The following is a 21,227-nucleotide window of genomic DNA, read 5'->3' as shown; positions in this document are numbered from 1 at the left end:
ATTGAAGATCCTAAAGAACAAAAAAAACCAAAAATCCCCTCCGAACAGCGTTTTTCGTTTTTTTACTTACATCATACAGGATTTTCTTTCGCATCTGTATATCAATCATATAGCTATTTCAGATAATAAAAAAAGCAGTGAAATTCCTGTAAGTAACTTTCTGATACCTGTTGAAGAACCCCATCAGTGATCGGTTTAACATTGTTGCCTGTCCCGGCTGTATGATGGTAGTAAAAAAACGAAAAACTATGTGCGGAATGATCGGTTTACCACTATTTGTTGTTTGCATTTGTTAACATCCGTCATTTGACTACAAAAGCGGCTCCTTTACCCAAAAGGCCGGCAGGGTTTCCCAAAAGGCCGGCAGGGTTTTTAAAAAGGCCGGCAGCCTTTTCCGGGAAGGTCTCACGTTTTTCAAGTATGCCTTTATCTTTCACCTGAAACGCTGATGAATACAGGGATCTGGCGACCGGGTGAAAGGTGAAGACCAGACTAAAAACTTTTATGTGGTAAACTACCGGTACTTTGCGCGCAAACTACTAATAGTTTGTTGCCAAACTACCAGTACTTTGCGTGCAAACTACCGGTAGTTTCTGAAGAGAATATTAAGATCTCATTTTCAATGGTTTAGGAATTACATTAAAGAAAATCGTATTTTACCGCTTTGCGCCGCGTGAAGGCGAAGCCTGAACGCTTCCCCTCTTGAGAGGGGAATGGCTCGGCAAGCCTCGCTTAGGGAAGGAATCACTTCTCAAACTTTTTGAAACATAAAATTTATATATCGACTCGCAGCCTTTGGAAATCAATATAAAGTATATCTTTGCACTATAAATTCCGTATGTAAATGAGAAGATTAAGTATTTTTTGGATAGCGCTATTCGTGTTCCACACCGCATTTGCTCAAAGCCGGTATTATGTGAATGGTGAAAAAGGGTCGGACGACAAAGATGGATCGTCCTGGGAACTGGCTTTTGCCACATTGGATAAGGCTTTGCAAGTAACCGACGATAACGATTCGATCTTTATTGCCCGGGGGACTTATTATCCAAGTAGTTATCGGGGGATTGATGAGGCATTTACTTATTGGGGTTCTTTTGACCGCGAACTTGCACCATGTGACTACACTTTCCTGATCCGAAATAATGTACAGATCTATGGCGGTTTTGAAGGGAATAACCCCGATGAAACCCTGGAAGAAAGGAATCTGGAAGCCAACCGAACCGTATTAAGTGGCAACCTGAAGGAAGAAGAAACAAACGCCTGCCATGTGGTCGTAATGCTTGGCACCTCAGAGAAGCCTATCACCCCACTGCTCGATGGATTATGGATTACCGAAGGGTATGCACTGGGGACTTTTAATGAAGAATACTCGATGAGTATGTCTGATCATATTGTTATTGGCAATCATACTATTCAATGTGATTACGGAGGTGGGATCTATGCCCTAAATGCTGATTTTACCTTAACCCAATCGACTGTGGCGGGTAATTATGGCCATGAGAGGGGTGGCGGTATATATATAGAGAAGTCTGCTCAACCGAGAATCTCTCATACGACAATCTCGGGAAATACAGCTACGGGTCCTGGTGGGGGCATTTACAATGAAACATCGACACCAGAGTTTTCGAATATCACCGTAGGCGGAAATTTTACAAAGGCCAAGATAGGAGCAGGGATCTATAATAACAACAATTCCCAAGCGACTATCCTTCATTCTATTATCTGGGGAAATATAACGAATGAGAATCTCTCGCATAGTATAGGCAACAGTTCGGTCGGCTACGACATCCTCGCCAGCACCACCCTTATCGCCCATAGTGTAGTAGAAGGAAGCTCGGTGGACGGTTACTTTTGCAAAGCGGATTGTGAAGCTCCCTATATCAAAGAATCCGAACCCGGCACCGTCTACGATCGTGACCCCTCTTTTGTTAATCCGATCATACAAAATCCGGATACCTGGCCCCCCACCACCGAAGGCGACTACAACCTGAATCTCTTTAGCAAGGTATTCTTTGCCAACGGGCGGTTGTTTATAATGGAAGGGGCTGAAGAGCAGGAGGTGGTTGCCGATGCCGATAGTATTATCTATGTGCGCCAGGGTGCTGAGGGCAATGGCAGTAGTTGGGAGAATGCCCATCCGTCGCTAACCGATGTGATCCATTTCAATAACGCGCAAGAAAAACCGTATACGATCTATATCGCGGGCGGCACCTATACGCCTGAGCATTATTCCGGGAAAACAACAGCGGATCAAGGTATCATCGAGCAGAATTATACCTTCCTGATCCGGAAAAGTATGTCGATCTACGGCGGCTTCCGGGGCGATGGCGAAGAAGCAATCGACGAACGCGACCTGGTAGCTAACTCCACCGTATTGAGCGGGAAGCTGTCGGAAGAGGTATATGCCTACCATGTCGTATCCATTCATGGGGAGAAAGGAGCCGAACTGCATCCCTATCTCAACGGACTGACCATCCGCGACGGGAGAGCCAATGATACGGAATGTCAGGCGATCAGCTCGAACGGTTTCGAAAACTGCAACGGCGCCGGGCTTTATAACTTCAATGCCGGTCCCCATTTCGAACAGGTGATCTTCACCGATAACCAGGCCGTAGGCTACGGCGGAGCGATCTACAACAAACGTATGCTGAGCGACACCACGTTATTGACCCTTTCTATGCGTGATGTAGCGATCCTCAGTAACCAGGCGGGAAGATGCGGCGGCGGGATCTGGAACCAGGACCTGATCGCGGGCGAACGGGTACGGATTGCCGGTAATACGGCAGGCACCTCCGGCGGTGGTATCTTCGACTGCGGCGTGGTCTATCTCTCCCATTCTTTCCTTACCGGTAACCAGGCGAATACCGGCGGAGCCATTGGATATAATGTGGTGAGCTCTTTTGCTTATTATACCGATGAGGTGCCAACGATGAACCAGGTAACGACCCGCGCCGGGAACTGGGAATCGTCTACGGAAACAGATTTCGCACCCAGCAAACAGGAGTATTCGGTTATCGCCGATAACCGGGCAATCCAGAAGAATGGCGGCGGGGCGTTTTATTCACACCAAACGATTCCTATGGGCTTTCCTTGGATGTGGCGTACGTCGGAGCTCGAAAACTCCATCGTCTGGGGAAACATTGCCGGCGGGGAGCCTAATAGTTCCAATGTGCCATTGACGGAGATTACCAACAGCCTTGTCTACGGCCCGAATAGCGAAGAAGGAGATGGCCCCGGCTTTTTCGGACCGACCGATCCGACGGATGATGATTGGCAACCCAATACCGACGGGGATTATACCCTGCCAAGTACCAGCCCGGTGTTCAACATAATCAAAGAGGGTGTACCGGGTAATCTGCCGGTCTTGACTGTGCCCCAAATCGAAGCGGGCAATACCTTATACGTCAACGCGCAAGCCAAAGGCGACGGAAGCGGCAAAGACTGGACGAACGCTTTCCTTTCATTGGCCGATGCCATTACCTATAATAATACGCTCGACGAACCCCATCCGATCTATGTCGCCAAAGGCACCTACCGGCCGGAGAATACCTCCGGGTTCCAATTGGACTATGGCGGCAGTCTACTTACCGAACGCGACCGGACTTTCCTGATCACCAACGATCAACAGATCTACGGCGGTTTCCGGGGAGATGATATGACGGAAACGCCGGATCAGCGTGACCTGAAACGTAACCGTACGATCCTGAGTGGTGAAACAGGTTCAGATGATCATATCTACCACGTGGTCGTAGCCTGGGGAACAGCCGACGACGACCGGATCAGCCCCCTATTCGACGGCTTGACCATTAGCGGCGGACAGGCCGACGGCCGGTTCTCCTTGGCGGATGACGATCAACTGAAGCAGTCGCAAGGCGGCGGTCTGTTGAACCTCTATGCGGATACGAAACTGGTGCGCGTACGTTTCGAAGCGAATGAAGCCGTCACCGGAGGAGCGGTCTTTAACGAGTCCGGTTCGCTCAGCCTGACCAATGGGTTGATCGCGAAGAATAATGCCGAAATGGGTGGCGGGATGTACAGCCAAACCGCTTCGTCACTCCTGACCAATGTCACCCTGGCGGAGAATACGGCAACGGAATCCGGAGCAGGCATCTATAACGATAATTCAGAGATGACATCCTACAACACCATGATCTGGGGCAACCGCAAGGAAGAGGAACCCGACAATGTGGTAAACGATGAAGATTCTTCTTCGGACTATGCGAACAGCCTGTTGGAAGGTGGTGGTGTGGAAGGTGTGATCGATATCGATCCGGAACTGACAGCCGACTATTATGCGCAACATATCTATCCGGGAACCTTCCGCGGATCGGCCGAATGGTATCCCAAAGACGTTTCACTCTTTGATTTGGAAGGAAATAAACGGTTGAGTAATAGCGGGAAAAATATCTTTATGGGCGCGTTTGAAAACGTCGCGCGCATACCCGTCTATCATACGCTGACCATTCCCGAGGTGGAAGGTGTCACGACCGAACCGGGACCGGGCATACATACCGTTGAGGAAGACGGGCATCTCGTACTTTACCTCACCCTCGATGCCGACTTTACCGACTCAGCCATCCGACTGTGGGTGAACGATAAAGAGATGGATTTAAAAGAAATAAGCCCCGGCCGCTATATGGTAATCATACCCATAGGAACTGAGGACTGCGTTATAACGATCGGAGGCGTGACCCGAAGCCAGCCCACCGGCAATATCCATCCGGAGAAAGACGGTTGGCAGATCTATACTTCATCGGGAAATCTGCATATCACTCCGCCAACAGCGGAAACGAAAGTCACGGTCTATACCGCCGCAGGCATCCCCTGTTTCGCACAAACACTGACCGGCACCGTAAATATCCCGTTAGCTACGGGCATCTACCTGATTCGGGCCGAAGGCCTGGCCCGGAAAGTGTTTGTGGATTGAGAGGTGATCCGCACCGCCTTACCGCACCGCCCGGATAATATCTAAAGACTCGCGGCAGAGCGCCGTGATCTTGTCCCATTCGCCGGCGGCGATCACGCTGGCGGGGAAGAGGTTCGAGCCCATACCTACGCAGGTAACGCCGGCTTTGATCCAGGCGTTGAGGTTTTCCTGGGTCGGCTCGACACCACCGGTAACCATCAGCATCGACCAGGGCATCGGGGCTTTGATATTCTTAACGAAAGAAGGGCCACCGACATTGCCTGCCGGGAAGACCTTGCATACATCACATCCCACTTCCTGTGCCTGACCGATCTCAGAGACCGATCCGCATCCGGGGATATAAGGCACCAGGCGGCGGTTGCACACCTTGGCGATCTCGGGGTTGAAACAAGGCCCGACAACGAAGTTCGCACCCAGCTGCAGATAAAAGGCAGCAGTAGCCGGGTCGACAATCGAGCCGATACCCAGGATCATCTCCGGGCATTCCTTTGCCGCATATTTCACTAAGGCCGCGAATACATCCTGGGCAAAGTCGCCCCGGTTCGTAAATTCAAATACCCGAACACCTCCGGCATAACAAGCCTTCAGCACATTTTGGGCAATAGTAAGATCGGCATGATAGAATACCGGAACCATTCCGGTCGCACGCATTGCCTCGATTGATTGTAGTTTATTAAATCTTGCCACGTTTATAATTGTTAATGATTAATCCTTAGTCTTTATCTGGATACTCTTCCCGAGCCATCACCCGCCATCAGTTTCTCTACTTCGTCGACCGTTACCTGGTTGTAATCGCCATAGATCGTATGCTTCAGACAGGAAGCGGCTACGGCAAATTCCAAGGCTTTTTGGTGATCCTGCGGCCAGGTGATCAGTCCGTAGATCAGTCCACCCATAAAGGAGTCGCCACCGCCTACCCGGTCGACGATATGGGTGATATCGTAGCGTTTGGATGAGTAGAGTGTTCCTTCGGTATACAGAACACCTCCCCAGGTATTGTGATTGGCATTAATGGCTCCGCGCAGGGTGATGATTACCTTCTTGGCCCGCGGGAAACGTTTTTGCATCTGTATGCAGACCGATTCGAATTCGGCGGCATCCACTTCGCCTTGTGTGGCAGTCACATCAAACCCTTCCGGCTGGATACCGAATACCTTCTCACAATCTTCTTCGTTGCCTAATACCACATCGCAACATTCAACCAATGCCGGCATCACTTCCGAAGCGGTCTTACCGTATTTCCACAGGTTCTTGCGGTAGTTGATATCACAGCTGACGGTTATCCCCAACCGGTTGGCCGCCTGTACCGCCTCGAGGCATACATCGGCAGCACCCTGTGAGATGGCGGGAGTGATGCCTGTCCAATGAAACCAGGTAGCGCCTTCGAAAACCTTCTCCCAGTCGATCATTCCGCTCTCGATCCGGGCGATCGAAGAATAGGCGCGGTCGTAAACCACCTTGCTGGCACGGGCCACAGCCCCTGTTTCCAGGAAATAAATACCCATGCGGTCGCCACCATAAACGATATGGTCGGTTCCTACATTATATTTACGCAAGTCCATCACACAGGCACGTGCGATATCGTTTTTCGGCAGACGGGTGACAAAGTCGGCTTTGAGTCCATAGTTGGCCAGGGACACGGCAACGTTTGCCTCGCCCCCTCCAAAGGTAGCATTCAATTTGTCGGTCTGATTAAAGCGAAGATAATCCGGAGTGGCCAGACGCAGCATAATCTCTCCGAAGGTTACAATTTTCTTTTCCATTTGAATTACTTAAGCGCTGCAAATTTAATCAATTATCTTGAAAGACTTCGCTATCCCCATCTCCAAACCCCGTAATTCGGCCAGTCCGCGCAGGCGACCGATACAGGAATAACCCGGATTGGTCTTCTTCTTCAGGTCATCGATCATCAGGTGTCCGTGGTCGGGGCGCATGATGATGCTACGTTGTTCTTTCTGCTCGACCTCCAATAGGGCTTTCATCACGGCGTACATATCCACATCGCCTTCCAGGTGGTTGGCTTCATAGAAATCACCTTCCGCATTGCTCTTCGTGCTGCGGAAATGCACAAAGTAAATGCGATCACCGAAGCGGGTAATCATGCCTGCCAGGTCATTATCCGCGCGAACGCCATACGAGCCGGTACACAGGCAAAGGCCGTTACTGCGGTTGGGAACCGCTTCGATCAGTTTGCGGAAATCTTCTTCCGTACTCAGGATACGCGGCAAACCCAGGATAGGATAAGGCGGATCGTCGGGATGGATCACCAATACCACACCAGCTTCGTCGGCAACGGGTGTGATCTCCCGGAGGAAGTAGATCAGGTTGTTGCGCAATTGTTCCGCATCGATCCCTTGGTAGCGGTCGAGCGCTTCCTGGAATTGGGCGACCGTGAAGCTCTCTTCCGATCCGGGCAGGCCGGCGATGATATTGCGGGTCAATAGTTCTTTCTCAGCTTCCGACATCTGGTCGAAGCGTCTTTTGGCTTTCGCCTTCTCTTCGTCCGTATATTCGGCTTCGGCGCCGGGACGCTGGAGGATAAACAGGTCGAACGCCATAAAAGCAGCACGTTCAAAGCGCAAAGCTTTCGATCCGTCGGGCATCTCGTATAAAAGATCCGTCCGGGTCCAGTCCAATACCGGCATAAAGTTATAGGTGACCACATTCACCCCGCACCGGCCCAGGTTACGGACGCTCTCTTTGTAGTTCTCGATATACTTTTGGAAATCACCGGTCTGCGTTTTGATATGTTCGTGCACCGGAACACTTTCTACCGCGTTCCAACGCAAACCAAACGCTTCGATCTCCGCTTTCCGCTTATTGATTTCTTCCACTGTCCATACTTCCCCATTCGGGATATGGTGTAATGCCGTTACAATACCGGTAGCCCCGGCCTGGCAAATATCCGCGAGGCTGACGGGATCATTCGGCCCGTACCAACGCCATGATTGTTCACATAGAAACATGTTTGTAATTATTAATTGTTAATGATTAATGATTAATTGAGTAGTTGGTAGTTAGTAGTTGGTAGTTGGTAGGCGCATGCAGTAATTAGGCAAATATCGCTTGCCGCCTACTAACTACTAACTATCAACTACTAACTACTAACTACTCTCAAATCGTATAAGCATCAAAGCCTCCATCGACAATCGCCAGCGTGCCCGTCACAAATTTGGAGGCATCGCTGATCAGGTAATGGATGGTGCCGAATAATTCTTCCGGCTCACCGAAGCGGTTGAAGGGGGTATGCCCCAGGATCGCTTTCGAACGGTCGGTAAAGGAACCATCCGGATTCAGAAGCAACGATTCGTTTTGTTGGGTAATAAAGAAACCCGGAACGATCGCGTTGACACGCAGGTGTGATCCGAATTTCTGCGCCAGCTCGGCCGCCAGGTATTTCGTGAAATTCGCAATCGCCGCTTTGGCACAACCGTAACCGACCACACGCGTTAACGGACGCAGCGAAGAGATCGAAGCAAAATTCACGATACTGCCTTTCTCCTGTTTGGCCAGTTCGGGGATAAACACCATCGAGGGGATCACCGTTCCGAAAAGGTTGAGGTCGACCACCTTCCGGAACGCATCGATCTCCAGATCGAGGATGGTCTTATCGGGCGGGATAGTCGCACCGGACATATTCCCTCCGGCAGCATTCAGCAATACATCAATCTTGCCGTAATGGGCAATGATATCTTCCCGGTTCTTTTCTAACACCTCTTTATTCAATACATCGGTAGTCAGGAAGAGCGCATCGCCGCCTCTTCCTTCGATATCGCCGACCAATGCTTTTCCGGCCGCTTCATCGCGGTCGAGGATCACGATCTTTGCACCCTGCTCCGCCAGGTATCCGCCAATTCCCCGGCCTAAGATACCGGCACCACCGGTGATCACCACTACATTCCCTTTTAGGTCAAATAAGTTATTCATACGATTATATTTTAAGTTATCTGAATATGCTGATTCATACGGATAAAATGCTTTCATAGAGAGCATCGCCGCAAATGTAATACATTTATTCAGTATGTTGTGTGCTCGCACACATATTTTAACAAGATATGTTTGTTTCCTTCTTATTTTTTGTCCTTCTTTGTCCAAAAATACGATTGCAATGAAAACATTTATGGACAAAAACTTCCTGTTGCAGACCGCGACAGCCGAAGAACTTTATCACAATCACGCGGCTAAGATGCCGATTATCGACTATCATTGTCACCTGGACCCGAGAATGGTCGCTTCCGATTATAAATTCCGTTCGATCACAGAACTCTGGTTAGGAGGGGATCATTATAAATGGCGGGCGATGCGCACAAACGGTGTGGCGGAGAAATACTGTACAGGTGATGCTTCCGACTGGGAGAAATTTCAGCAATGGGCGGAGACCGTTCCCTATACCATGCGCAATCCTCTGTATCACTGGACGCATCTGGAGCTGAGTACGGCCTTTGGGATCAATAAATTATTAAATCCGTCTACGGCAAAGGAGATTTATGACGAATGTAATGAGAAGTTACAGTCATCGGAATTCTCTGCCCGGGGGTTGATGCGGCGGTACCATGTAGAAGTGGTTTGCACGACAGACGATCCCATCGATAGCCTGGAGTGGCATAAACAGACTGCCGAAGAGGGTTTTGAGATAAAGATGTTCCCTACCTGGCGACCGGATAAGGCGATGGCGGTGGAAAACCCTACTTCGTTTATTTCTTATGTAAGCAAACTTTCCGAGGTCAGCGGCGTGCGGATCTCTTCTTATCCCGAATTGATCGAGGCCTTGCGCAAACGGCATGATTTCTTTGCCACACAGGGATGTCGCCTTTCCGATCATGGGCTGGAAGAATTCTATGGCGAAGACTATACGGAAGCGGAGATCCATACGATTTTCCATAAGGTATTCGGGGGGATACATCTGACTTCGGAGGAGATCCGTAAATACAAATCCGCGATCCTGGTCGCTTTCGGTGAGATGGATTGGGAGAAAGGCTGGACACAACAATTCCATTACGGAGCGCTCCGTAATAATAATACCCGCCTGTTTAATCAGTTAGGACCGGACATCGGCTTTGACTCGATCGGCGAATGGAATACGGCAGGCGCTTTGTCTCGTTTCCTGGATCGTCTGGATCAGCAGGATAAACTGGCCCAAACGATCCTGTATAATCTGAATCCGTGTGCCAATGAGATGATCGCGACCATGATCGGCAATTTCCAGGACGGAAGCGTACCGGGCAAGATTCAGTTCGGTTCCGGCTGGTGGTTCCTCGATCAGAAAGACGGGATGGAGAAACAGATGAATGCCTTGTCCTCATTGGGTCTGTTGAGCCGTTTTGTCGGGATGCTGACCGACTCCCGCAGTTTCCTCTCTTACCCGCGCCATGAATACTTCCGCCGTACCCTGTGCAACCTGATCGGGAACGATGTGGAAAACGGCCTGTTACCCGCTTCCGAACTACCGTTCCTGGGGCGGATGGTCGAAGATATCAGCTACCGTAATGCAAAAGAGTATTTTGGTTTTTAAGAGAGCTGCACTTTATTTCTGTTGACAAAGTACGGCAGAGTTTATTTAATCAGTTCCTGAAAAGGTACCGGATAAGCGCATGACCCTTTCGATCGCGTCGTCCATCTGTTCGATTGACTCGAGGCCGAGTGTCATACAGTGGATATTCGACTCTTGCCAGGCGAATTGGATGGACTGTTCGCGTTCTTCTTCGAGGATACGTTTGCCCTCACCGAAGATTTTCATGCCGACAATACCTTTGCCATTGGCGCGGGCGGTGGCCAATACTTCTTTGACGATCTCCGGTTCCGCGTCCATATTCGTACCGAAAGGATTGATACGCGCCATGATCACATCGACCCAGGGACTTTCAGCAGCCGTCCGCAAGGCATCGATATTATGGCAGGAGACGCCGACCGCTTTGATGATGCCGTCTTGTTTGGCTTTCGACAGGCCGTCCATATAATGCTTGCGGTTCTCGGTCCAGTTGCCTTGTGTCATGCAGTGCATCAACAGGATATCGATATAGTCTGTGCCTAATTCCTGGCGCATCCGGTCGAGATTTTCCCTCACCGGTTGGATCCGATCCGATCCGTCGGCATGGGTCCATAATTTGGTGAGCAGCGTGAGTTTCTCCCGCGGCAAGCCTTTGATCGCGTTCCCGAAGAAAGGTTGTGAGCCATACGAATCGGCCATATCATAGAAGCGGATGCCCCGGTCGTAGCCATGGCGTGCCAGGCGGGTGAACATCTCCATCCCCAGGCGGGTCTGGTTCGACTCTTTATTGCCGCCGATCGTTCCACTGCCCATGGCGATCCGCGAGACCTTCAGGCCGGTCTTGCCCAGTTTCACTTTATCTACTGTGGTTTCCCGCGTCAGGGAACACCCTGTACCGGCAAACCCTGATCCGGCCAGAGACAATCCGGCGATACCGGCGATGCCGGATTTTATAAAACTGCGTCGGTTTATTTTATTCATGATGGATTTATTTAAGGTTGCGCAATATACCTATTTTTCTCTATCTTTGCGCAAATGAGACAATTAAAATACATCCTGCCGGTTTCTCTTTTGTTGATTTTCTTACTTTGGGTTGGAATAAGAGGGGGTAAATCGGGTGAGGCTGTTCCACAAGACGAAGTGATCGAAGAGGCCGTTGCCGTGCCCGATACTTTGCGCCTTCTCTTTGCCGGTGATGTGATGGTACATGCTACGCAATACGAGTCCGCCTGGCAGGAGGGAGGGGATAGCACGTATAATTTTAATCCGCCGTTTACTTATATCCAAGACCTGATCCGCTCCGCCGACCTGAGTATCGCCAACTTCGAGGTGGCATTGGGTGGCAAACCTTATTCGGGATACCCGCTGTTCTCTTCTCCTCCGGAGATTGTCGACGCATTGAAAGACGCGGGCTTCGACCTATTGTTTACCGCCAATAACCATGCGGCGGATAAAGGGCGGAAAGGCATTGAAGGCACGATCGAATATATGCGCGCGTTGGATCTGCTGCATACCGGCTCTTTTATCGATTCCACGGACAGGGCAGATCACTATCCTCTATTGGTGGAACGCAACCATATCCGCCTGGCTTTCCTGAATTATACCTACGGCACGAACGGCATGCCGGTGCGCAAACCCAATATCATCAACCTGACCGATACCGTGCAGATCCGTGCCGATCTGGCGAAAGCCCGCCTTAGTCAACCGGATTATATCATCACCTGTATGCATTGGGGTTATGAATATCATGAGAAAGAGCATGCCGAGCAACGCCGTCTCGCCCGTTTCCTGGCGGAGAACGGCACACAGCTGATTATCGGTTCCCATCCCCATGTCGTACAGCCTTATGACGAGATTGTGACTCACGCGGGCGATACGGTGCCGGTGATCTATTCTTTGGGTAATCTCATCTCCAACCAGCAGTGGCGAAGGGCCGATGGCGGCATCCTGTTCGAAGTGATCCTGGTCAAGAACGAAGGGCAGACCGCCCGGATCTCTTCCGCGTATGAACCTTTCTGGGTGAACCGCTTCAACGAGGAGACGCAGTCCATCTACCGCATTATTCCGGTGAACGACTACCGGCGGCATGCGGAGCGATACGATCTGGATGATGAACAGCGTCGGAAAATCAATCTCTTCGATGAAGATACCCGAGCAACCCTACCCACACTCCCTTTTTCCGATTTTTATCTTTACTAACGTTAAAATGGCACGATCTTTTATTGTTTTCGGGGTTTAAATAACTGATTTATTATTACTTTCACGCCGTGTTTAAATGTATAATCTAAAAAGTATTAATCCATGAAGAAATTAGTATTATCCTTCGTATTTTTATTGACGGTGGGTGCCGCCTCTACCTTGTCGGCTCAGACCAGTAATGTATTAACCGCCCAGGAAAAGAAAGACGGCTGGGTATTGTTGTTCGACGGTAAGAACTTCGACGGCTGGCGTAAATGCAACGATACGGCCATGCCCGCCAACTGGACGATCGACGACAACGCCATGAAAGTGGGGGGCAATGAAAAGCGTCCCGGCCACGGACAAGGCGGTGATATCCTGTTCGGAACAAAGAAGTACAGTAACTTTGAACTCTCTATCGACTGGAAGATCCAGAAAGAAGGCAACTCTGGTATCTTCTATTATGTAGTGGAATATCCGGGCAAACCGATCTATTTCGCCGCTCCTGAAGTGCAGGTGCTCGACAACTGGTATGCCGGCGATACGAAACTGAGCAACCACCTGGCCGGCTCCTTGTATGATATTCTCCCGGCACTGCCGCAGAATGCCCGTCCGGCCAATGAGTGGAACACGATCGTGATCCGTGTGAAAGACGGAAAAGTAACCCATACGCAAAACGGTGTTCAGGTGGTAGCCTATGAACTCTGGACCCCGGAATGGTACGATATGGTGAGCAAAAGCAAGTTCAAAGACTGGGAAGGTTTCAAAGAAGGCCCCGCCAAAGAAGGCTTTATCGGCCTGCAAGACCACGGTTACGACTGCTGGTTCCGCAACATCAAAATCCGCGAGCTGTAATTAACCATTATTCTAATAAATACGTTAGCACAGTTTCCTTTTTCAAAACACCGCACTTTGGTCGACAAAACATTGCACTTTTGTCGCCTAAAGTGCGGTGTTTTATTTTGAAAAACCACTCGCTGATATCCCCTTTTTCAAACTACCGGTAGTTTGTTCACCAACTACCGGTAGTTTGTCGACAAAATATTAGTAGTTTGCGCGCAAACTACCGGTAGTTTGAAAAGGGGGGTGTGCAGGGCCCCAAATGGGTGTTAGTGCACGCTGACTTTATATACTGTATCGGCAACTTTCACCAGGTAGATACCCGGCCGCAATGTAAGGGTTTTCGAACCACGAAGTTCAGGCAGTTGCACAACGGTCTGGCCGGTTACATTATGTATCACCACGTCTACTGCGTCAGCCGTTCCGTTTTCAACTTTCAACTTTCCACTTTCAACTACCACTCGAATGCCATGCGTTAGCGAGGCGTTCGACGTGGTATAGCCGTCGAGGGTGACGGTGACCGGGCCGGTAACGGCGTCGATGGTGTAGGAGATAGAAGAGATAGGAAGTGTTTCGCTTCGCAGCGCCTCCCCTTGGCTGATGTTGGTGGAGCTTACATATATCCGCAGCTTTTCCGGATCGAACGTGCCGGTGACGGTAAAGCTAAAAGGAGCGGCGTAGTCCACCAGGTGTACACCGGCGTCGGGGGTATAGGTGATGCCTTCCGTGGGGGTGAGGGTGACGGGATACTTTCGTTGGGCGATCACGGCCGTATGTTCGGCGGTGATGGGCAGGATATAGCTGTAGTAGGTGTTGCCGCTGGGCACGTTGAAGGGGGTGTCTACACCGTCTATAAGCAATAGTACGTCATCTGCCGTGAGTGTAGGGTCTTGGGGCAGGAATTGCAGGAAGAGGTGATCGCCCTCGGCCACCTGGTGTGTGCCGACGGTGAGGCCCGGGGCGAGGTCGATGCCCGGGGCGAGGGTGAGGGTGAAGGGGTGATAGATCGTTTCCGGATCATCTTCCGACGGATCGTCTTCCAAGAAGTACCATTCATAGGCGCCGATATCGACTGTCTCGCCGTTCAGGCGAGGCTTACCGGCCAGGTCGAGGTCGGTATTCAGATCGAAACCTTCATCGGCACCGGGATAAAGATCGTTACTCCCCGCGTCGATCAGGGGGCTGTCGTTGGTCAGGCGGTAGTCGCCGCCGGCGGTAGGGGTCCAGCCGGTAGTGGCCGAAACGATCAGGTTGACAAAGCCGGGGTCGGTGATCGTCGTACCGTCCAGGTTGCCTTCGCCTTCGGGACCTTCTCCTTGCACCAGGCAATAGGTGTGGGTGGGGAAAGTGTCGTCGGAGTCGTCGGAGTCGTAATTATCGATCTCATCATTGGCCGTATTGCCCCAGACGACGCTATTGTACAGCTTGTAGTAGGATAGAAGTTGGCTATAGAATACTCCGCCTCCATCGCCTGCCTGATTGCCCACCAGGGTGACCTGGGTTAATAGGGCGGAGCTACGGTAGAAGCCACTGATCGCGCCGCCAAAGTGACCGGCCTGATTGCCGGTAATTATCGCCTGGGTAATCTCCGCAGAGCCGAGGTCGATAGCGATCGCGCCGCCCGACCAGCCTGCGTGGTTGGCGGTGATCTGCACCGAGGTAAATACTGTCGCGCTGAAGTTGTTGAAGATCCCGCCGCCATAGTTGTTGGCTTGGTTGGCGGTGACCACCACCTGCCGCAGGTGGGTATCGGCAAAGTAGTTATACAAACCGCCGCCGTCGCCGTGGCTGATGTGGTGGCGAGGGCTGATGTCTGTCTTTACAACCATTTCATCTCCCTCCGGGCTATAGCCTCCGGTGATCGTCAGACCCTCGAGGGTAGGCTGGATACGCGTCTCTTCTGTCCCTACCGCCAGCACCACATGGCAGGCGTCGCCGTCGGAGAACCCTCCGCTTTTATCCAGGTCGCCACTGAGAATGGTGGGGTACTTCGCCGGATCGCGTTCGCCGGATCCGTCGGCTTTGTATCCGCCCAGGATCGTGATGTCGGAGAGGATCAGGAAGGTGTAGTCGATCGTACTGAGATCAGGGTCTTGGTCTTCATACTTCTCTAACCCGAAATAGCTCTCCGGGTAATACGTGCCCTGGGCAACATGGAGAGTGTAGGGGGTGTCTCTATCGTCATGGGTAAATAATAGGGCATCGCTAAGCGAGGACAGTGCCTGATTCCAGGAGGAACCATCGCCGCCGGGCGATGCCTTCGCGTTGACATAGAGTGCGTTTTGCGCTTGTCCCGAAAGGGAGAGGAGTAACAGGGCGATCCAGAGGATCAGGTGGGGGGTAAATAACTTCTGTTTCATAGCGGTTTGTATTTAAATTAGACAATAAGCAAATATACGAAAAACGATCCAAAAAGGCGGAGGAAATTAGGTTAAATAATTGTAACACAATACATTAAGCCGCGAATCTATTGAATTTTAACGGGTGAAAGGATGGAAGAAAACTTTTATATGCAGAAAATGTAAATCAGGAAAAGTCTCAACTGTCAGTTTCTTCTCCCGTAACCACACGCGATCCTAAGCCGGAGCACTATTTTATTTCTGTTTGCTTCGGGAAACGCGCTTCACGCATTTATTGGCCAACCAGCCTCTTTTTCCGTGCATTTTTTGTCCCCCAAACCCCCTGTTTTTTGTCTTTTTTGTGCTTGACTCCCCTGTTTTCCCCCTCTAAATTTGCGTCTGGAAATCGTTTGTCAAGACAACACCCTCTCACCTACTTCCCGGAGAACGAGGTTACCCGGACCCTTCCAAACACAGAAGAAGGGCTGGCCTTTCCTTGCCGGTCTCTACGGAAGCAGATTAAGTATCAACACGTTCATTAAAATTAGTCGTTTGGCGTGACTCGGCATAATCCAAGTAAACTTGGCTTCTGCGCTCGCTACTTCAAACGTTCAAATTATTAAACAAAATGGAAAAGAAAATGAAGAAGAAAATGACATTACTTATTTTCGTTCTGCTTGGATTGACAGTCCAATGGCAGAACATCGTCGCGCAAACTCCGGAAAAGGTGTACAACCCGGATGATATAGCGACACTAAAGCAACTTTTTATTGATCATAAGGATCAAGGATTATTGGATCTCTGGTACACGGGTTCAGCATCTGAAAAGCCGGATGTCAATGACCCGGATGATGAAAAATGGGGCGTAGAAGGCAGAGAATGGTATAAAAATTGTGGTGTGAGTTGGGGCAAAGATCCAGAAACAGGTTTAACTTCAGTCGCTGAATTTTTTTTAAATAAAGCGCCAGAAACGCTTACGCTGTCGAATTTTAGACATCTAGGAGTGATCCATATCAATTTTGGAAGAGCAAAAGGCTTAAAATCTCTCACTTGCATAAATCTTCCGTCGATGACTGAGATAAATGCGGAAAAGCATCCCGACTTGGAATACCTGAATGTCGAAGAAGGTTGCACCAGATTGTTTTTCCTGCGATTGGAAAGCGCAAGTAATCTTACCGAGTTAGTTTTACCGAAGGAAAATTCTGCCCTGAAAGAGTTATATGCCAGTTTTGCTCGTAAGTTAGCTGTAATAAAGAATATAAATCTGCAGACGCAGTTAGAGAATCTGATTATCACTAATATGTCTGTGACTTCTTTAGATCTAAGTTCACTTTCTAAACTGAAATTTCTAAACTGCTGGGATAATCCTTTGGAGGAGTTGAAAGTCTCGAGTGGATTGGTGCGTCTCAGGTGTGGTGAAATTAAAGCGACGGAGCTCAATCTACGTCCTGCCACAAAATTATATTGGCTTGATGTTCGAGGTCCAAACTTGAAAGAATTGGATTTAAGTAGAAATAAAGAAATGAACAGGCTTTCCATTTCAAATACACCCTGTCTGACCAAATTGGATCTGGATCACATGCAGTTAAGCTATATGAACATTAGTAACAATCCGAATTTAACCGAGCTATCTATGCGAGGGAGCTTGGGTATAAATGAGCTTCTTTGCCACGATAACCCTAAATTATCAAAGTTATTCTTACCTGAAAACAGAATGGGGGAAAAACCGGCAAATAGAAGACTCAATTTGACAAATAACGCGCTGCCTTTTAATTATTTACCGCGAATGACGACCTTTGAGAAGCCTGCTACTTCAACAACAGAAGAATACCTTTATACGGGGCAGAACATCACAATACAAATACCGGAAGGTACTCCTACGATTGATATGGTGGATTTAGGGCTTTATCATCCGGACTATCCTGTTTGGTTTAATTTAGGTGAACGTCTGCCTCTTGAACCCGAATTTACTGTGCCTAAAGAATGGAAGGCAGGGGAGAAGAAGCGTATTTGGATGTCTCCTACGACTATTTTGCCCAGCTTTCAAAACAAGTCTCTTTCCCTGTGGGTGGAAGTAGGTGTGGGGCATAAAGTTACCCATAACACAGTCAACGGAACTATGGAGGTTTTGTGTGACGGTGAACCGGTTCACAGTGGGAAAATCGTGGGCGATCAATACGATTTAGACATAACAGTCACCCCGGACAATACACATAAACTCGCTTTGTTTATGGTAAATAATACTCCTTTGCAGGATGTCGAGGAAAATCAACCGTATCATTTGAAGGTAGAGAATGCCATGCATCTCTTTGCCCTTTGCACCCCCGACGGCGCGCCGGCAGACGGTAGCGGCAAAGGCCTTTTCGCATGGGATCTGGAGAACGCGACACTGACGGCAACGACAAACGGCACGCCGGTTGCGAACGGTGAGCATTTGGCTTCGGGTACCCTCGTGGATATCACCCTGACTCCGGATACGGATATGGGCATGGAGTTTATCCGATTGAATGGTGAAGAACTGGATGTGACGGAGTGGTCGTTTCGCGTGCGTATCCCTGACGCGGAGAATAATAAAGTGCCAACGACTCTTATCCAAGCCAAAGCCAGTGCCGACGGTTGGAAACCGGGCGATCCCGATCCGGATACGGAAAACCCGAAGTTTACGTTGACCTACGAAGCGATCGACGGAAGTATTTTGGTTAATAAGGGAAGCCTTATCTATACCTCCGGCTCATCCGTACGTAAAGGAACGGAACTCTCGGTGGTGGCAACTCCGGACAATAGTTATAAACTGGCATTGGCAACCGTCAACGGCGTAGCCCGTACGGACGCGCAGGCAAACAAGGCCTTTAAAGTGACGATCGAAGACGATACCCGCATCTTTGCCCTTTGCACCGCACAAGGCGCGCCGGCAGACGGTAGCGGCAAAGGCCTTTTCGCATGGGATCTGGAGAACGCGACACTGACGGCAACGGCAAACGGCACGCCGGTTGCAAACGGTGAGCATTTGGCTTCGGGCACCCTCGTGGATATCACCCTGGCTCCGGCAGCCGGCATGGGCATGAAGTTTATCCGATTGAATGGTGAAGAACTGGATGTGACCGAGTGGTCATTCTCGGTACGTATCCCTGACGCGGAGAATAATAAAGTAGCACCGACCTTTATCTGGGCCAAAGGTAGTGCCGACGGTTGGAAACCCGGCGATCCTGATCCGGATACAGAAAACCCGAAGTTTACGTTGACCTACGAAGCGATCGACGGAAGTATTTTGGTTAATAAGGGAAGCCTTATCTATGCCTCCGGCTCATCCGTACGTAAAGGAACGGAACTCTCGGTGGTGGTCACTCCGGACAATAGTTATAAACTGGCATTGGCTACGGTGAATGGTGTGGCGGTTACGGATGCACAGGCAGACAAGGCCTTTACCCTTACGATCGAAGACGATACCCGTATCTTTGCCCTTTGCACCACCGAAGGCGCTCCGGCAGACGGTAGCGGCAATGGCCTTATCGCATGGGATCTGGAGAACGCGACACTGACGGCAACGAGAAACGGCACGCCGGTAACAAACGGTGAGCATTTGGCTTCGGGTACTATTGTGGATATCACCCTGACTCCGGCAGCTGGTATGGGCATGAAGTTTATCCGACTGAATGGTGAAGAACTGGATGTGACCGAGTGGTCATTCTCGGTACGTATCCCCGACGCGGAGAATAATAAAGTAGCACCGACCTTTATCTGGGCCAAAGGCAGTGCCGACGGTTGGAAACCGGGCGATCCTGATCCGGATACAAACACGCAGAAATATCTATTGACCTACGAAGCGATCAACGGAAGTATATTAGCCGCCGGTAAAAGCAGCCTTGTCTATGCCTCCGGTTCATCCGTACGTAAAGGAACGGAACTCTCGGTGGTGGTCACTCCGGACAATAGTTATAAACTGGCATTGGCTACGGTGAATGGTGTGGCGGTTACGGATGCACAGGCAGACAAGGCCTTTACCCTTACGATCGAAGACGATACCCGTATCTTTGCTCTTTGCACCACCGAAGGCGCTCCGGCAGACGGTAGCGGCAATGGCCTTATCGCATGGGATCTGGAAAACGCGACACTGACGGCAACGACAAACGGTACGCCGGTAGCAAACGGTGAGCATTTGGCTTCGGGTACTATTGTGGATATCACCCTGGCGCCGGCAGCCGGCATGGGCATGAAGTTTATCCGATTGAATGGCGAAGAACTGGATGTGACCCAGTGGTCGTTCTCGGTACGTATCCCTGACGCAGAGAATAATAAAGTAGCACCGACCTTTATCTGGGCCAAAGGTAGTGCCGACGGTTGGAGAGAAGGTGATCCCGATCCGGATACAAACACGCAGAAATATCTATTGACCTACGAAGCGGTGAATGGCAGCCTGATCGTCTACCACGGCAGTCTGGTTTATCCCTCAGGATCAAAGGTACCTAAAGGAACTTCCCTGAAAGGAAAAATAACGCCCGATGCCGGTTATACGCTTACTGCCGTTGCATTGAACGACGCGGTATTAGGCGCAACCGCCTCTTTTGAAACGACTATGACCGGCGACCTGGCAATCCTGGCGCTTTGCTCACCGGACGACGAAGTGACCGACGGCAAAGGCCGCATCTACTGGAACCTACTTAACGGTACATTAACAGCCAAGGTTGATAATCAGGAGATTGACAACGGTACCTTATTGGCACCGGGAACAAAAGTCAGCGTAACAGTCGCCCCCATCGATCCGGCACATGGCATCCTGTCGTTGAAGGTGAACGGAAGTGATCGGGATAAAACCGTCTGGAGCTTTACCGTAACAATCCCGGAAGCCGATGGCGGAGGCAAGGTAGAAGACACCTTTATCTGGGCCAGCTTTGGCAAAAACGGTTGGAAACCGGGCGATCCCGATCCGGCAGCAAATACCTATTTCACGCTGGAGATCTTAGAGACGCCGGAAGCGATCACGATCCATCCCGCCGCGGGCAAATATCAGATCGAAGAAGGTAGTGCCACTACCCTGCGCCTGACTATCGGCGAGCAGTATGACGAGAAATATATCTTCCTGCGCTTGAACGAGCAGTATGTATTGGTCAAAGCGCCGGCTGAACCGCTTGAATTATCCTATGTATTATCCAATATGAATAAAGATATGGTGGTGGAAGTCATTGTCTCCGATACCGAAAACCCCAACGGCTCAGGTTCGGTAAGCAATGCGAACATAGAGAATGATACGATACGCGTATGGAGCAGCTACGGCTTGTTGGTGGTGGAAACCCCGCACATCATGCCGGTAACAATCTACTCGACTACCGGACGGATGATCGCCCATCGCGCGGTAAACGGAAGAGAAGAATTCAGTGTTGCCGCCGGTATTTACCTGATCAAAGCGGAAAAGAATATATATAAAATTGTTGTCGGCCACTAACGGCTATTCAACTTC

Annotated in this window: 11 protein-coding genes; 5 read left to right on the top strand and 6 right to left on the bottom strand. The window is 50.2% G+C overall.

Annotated features, from left to right (window positions below):
- Positions 1–844: 844 nt before the first annotated feature.
- The gene (locus tag M2133_RS11245; protein WP_277466229.1) at positions 845–4,927 is read left to right on the top strand and encodes a right-handed parallel beta-helix repeat-containing protein; all 4,083 of its coding nucleotides are present in this window, start codon (positions 845–847) and stop codon (positions 4,925–4,927) included.
- 18 nt (positions 4,928–4,945) lie between these two features.
- Here the strand turns inward: M2133_RS11245 and M2133_RS11240 are convergent, their stop codons facing one another.
- From M2133_RS11240 to M2133_RS11225, 4 genes are all read right to left on the bottom strand, one after another.
- Positions 4,946–5,614 carry a bifunctional 4-hydroxy-2-oxoglutarate aldolase/2-dehydro-3-deoxy-phosphogluconate aldolase gene (locus M2133_RS11240; RefSeq protein WP_277466228.1) on the bottom strand — a complete coding sequence of 223 codons (669 nt, stop codon included), beginning with the start codon at positions 5,612–5,614 and terminating at the stop codon, positions 4,946–4,948.
- A 32-nt stretch (positions 5,615–5,646) separates the two neighbouring features.
- Positions 5,647–6,690 (bottom strand): sugar kinase, encoded by a 1,044-nt coding sequence (locus M2133_RS11235; protein ID WP_277466227.1) that lies wholly within the window; start codon positions 6,688–6,690, stop codon positions 5,647–5,649.
- Between the two features lie 24 nt (positions 6,691–6,714).
- Positions 6,715–7,893, bottom strand: coding sequence for a mannonate dehydratase (uxuA, locus tag M2133_RS11230; protein ID WP_277466225.1), 1,179 nt, complete (start codon positions 7,891–7,893; stop codon positions 6,715–6,717).
- A gap of 148 nt (positions 7,894–8,041) precedes the next feature.
- A complete protein-coding gene (locus tag M2133_RS11225; protein ID WP_277466224.1) occupies positions 8,042–8,854 on the bottom strand; it encodes an SDR family oxidoreductase in 813 nt (270 codons plus the stop codon).
- A gap of 181 nt (positions 8,855–9,035) precedes the next feature.
- Here M2133_RS11225 and uxaC point away from each other — a divergent pair, with 181 nt between their 5' ends.
- Positions 9,036–10,439 (top strand): glucuronate isomerase, encoded by a 1,404-nt coding sequence (gene uxaC, locus M2133_RS11220; RefSeq protein ID WP_277466223.1) that lies wholly within the window; start codon positions 9,036–9,038, stop codon positions 10,437–10,439.
- A 45-nt stretch (positions 10,440–10,484) separates the two neighbouring features.
- Here uxaC and M2133_RS11215 read toward each other — a convergent pair whose 3' ends face one another.
- Positions 10,485–11,396 (bottom strand): aldo/keto reductase, encoded by a 912-nt coding sequence (locus M2133_RS11215; protein WP_277466222.1) that lies wholly within the window; start codon positions 11,394–11,396, stop codon positions 10,485–10,487.
- A gap of 54 nt (positions 11,397–11,450) precedes the next feature.
- On the opposite strand from M2133_RS11215, the gene M2133_RS11210 reads away from it, so the two are divergent.
- Positions 11,451–12,614 carry a CapA family protein gene (locus M2133_RS11210; protein WP_277466221.1) on the top strand — a complete coding sequence of 388 codons (1,164 nt, stop codon included), beginning with the start codon at positions 11,451–11,453 and terminating at the stop codon, positions 12,612–12,614.
- Between the two features lie 102 nt (positions 12,615–12,716).
- A complete protein-coding gene (locus M2133_RS11205) occupies positions 12,717–13,448 on the top strand; it encodes a DUF1080 domain-containing protein (protein ID WP_277466220.1) in 732 nt (243 codons plus the stop codon).
- Positions 13,449–13,702: 254 nt separating this feature from the next.
- Here M2133_RS11205 and M2133_RS11200 read toward each other — a convergent pair whose 3' ends face one another.
- Entirely contained in the window at positions 13,703–15,793 is a 2,091-nt protein-coding gene (locus tag M2133_RS11200; RefSeq protein WP_277466219.1) for a choice-of-anchor Q domain-containing protein, read from the bottom strand.
- Positions 15,794–17,558: 1,765 nt separating this feature from the next.
- Here M2133_RS11200 and M2133_RS11195 point away from each other — a divergent pair.
- Positions 17,559–21,212, top strand: coding sequence for a hypothetical protein (locus tag M2133_RS11195; protein WP_277466218.1), 3,654 nt, complete (start codon positions 17,559–17,561; stop codon positions 21,210–21,212).
- Positions 21,213–21,227: the final 15 nt, after the last annotated feature.

Source organism: Parabacteroides sp. PF5-6 (assembly GCF_029504695.1).
Taxonomy (GTDB): Bacteria; Bacteroidota; Bacteroidia; order Bacteroidales; family Tannerellaceae; genus QVMG01.
This window is presented reverse-complemented; position numbering and strand designations above follow the sequence as displayed.

Coding starts and splice junctions, on each gene's coding strand:
- M2133_RS11245 (WP_277466229.1), top strand. CDS start 845: ATGAGAAGATTAAGTATTTTTTGGATAGCGCTATTCGTGTTCCACACC.
- M2133_RS11235 (WP_277466227.1), bottom strand. CDS start 6,690: ATGGAAAAGAAAATTGTAACCTTCGGAGAGATTATGCTGCGTCTGGCC.
- uxuA (WP_277466225.1), bottom strand. CDS start 7,893: ATGTTTCTATGTGAACAATCATGGCGTTGGTACGGGCCGAATGATCCC.
- M2133_RS11225 (WP_277466224.1), bottom strand. CDS start 8,854: ATGAATAACTTATTTGACCTAAAAGGGAATGTAGTGGTGATCACCGGT.
- uxaC (WP_277466223.1), top strand. CDS start 9,036: ATGAAAACATTTATGGACAAAAACTTCCTGTTGCAGACCGCGACAGCC.
- M2133_RS11215 (WP_277466222.1), bottom strand. CDS start 11,396: ATGAATAAAATAAACCGACGCAGTTTTATAAAATCCGGCATCGCCGGT.
- M2133_RS11210 (WP_277466221.1), top strand. CDS start 11,451: ATGAGACAATTAAAATACATCCTGCCGGTTTCTCTTTTGTTGATTTTC.
- M2133_RS11205 (WP_277466220.1), top strand. CDS start 12,717: ATGAAGAAATTAGTATTATCCTTCGTATTTTTATTGACGGTGGGTGCC.
- M2133_RS11200 (WP_277466219.1), bottom strand. CDS start 15,793: ATGAAACAGAAGTTATTTACCCCCCACCTGATCCTCTGGATCGCCCTG.
- M2133_RS11195 (WP_277466218.1), top strand. CDS start 17,559: ATGACGACCTTTGAGAAGCCTGCTACTTCAACAACAGAAGAATACCTT.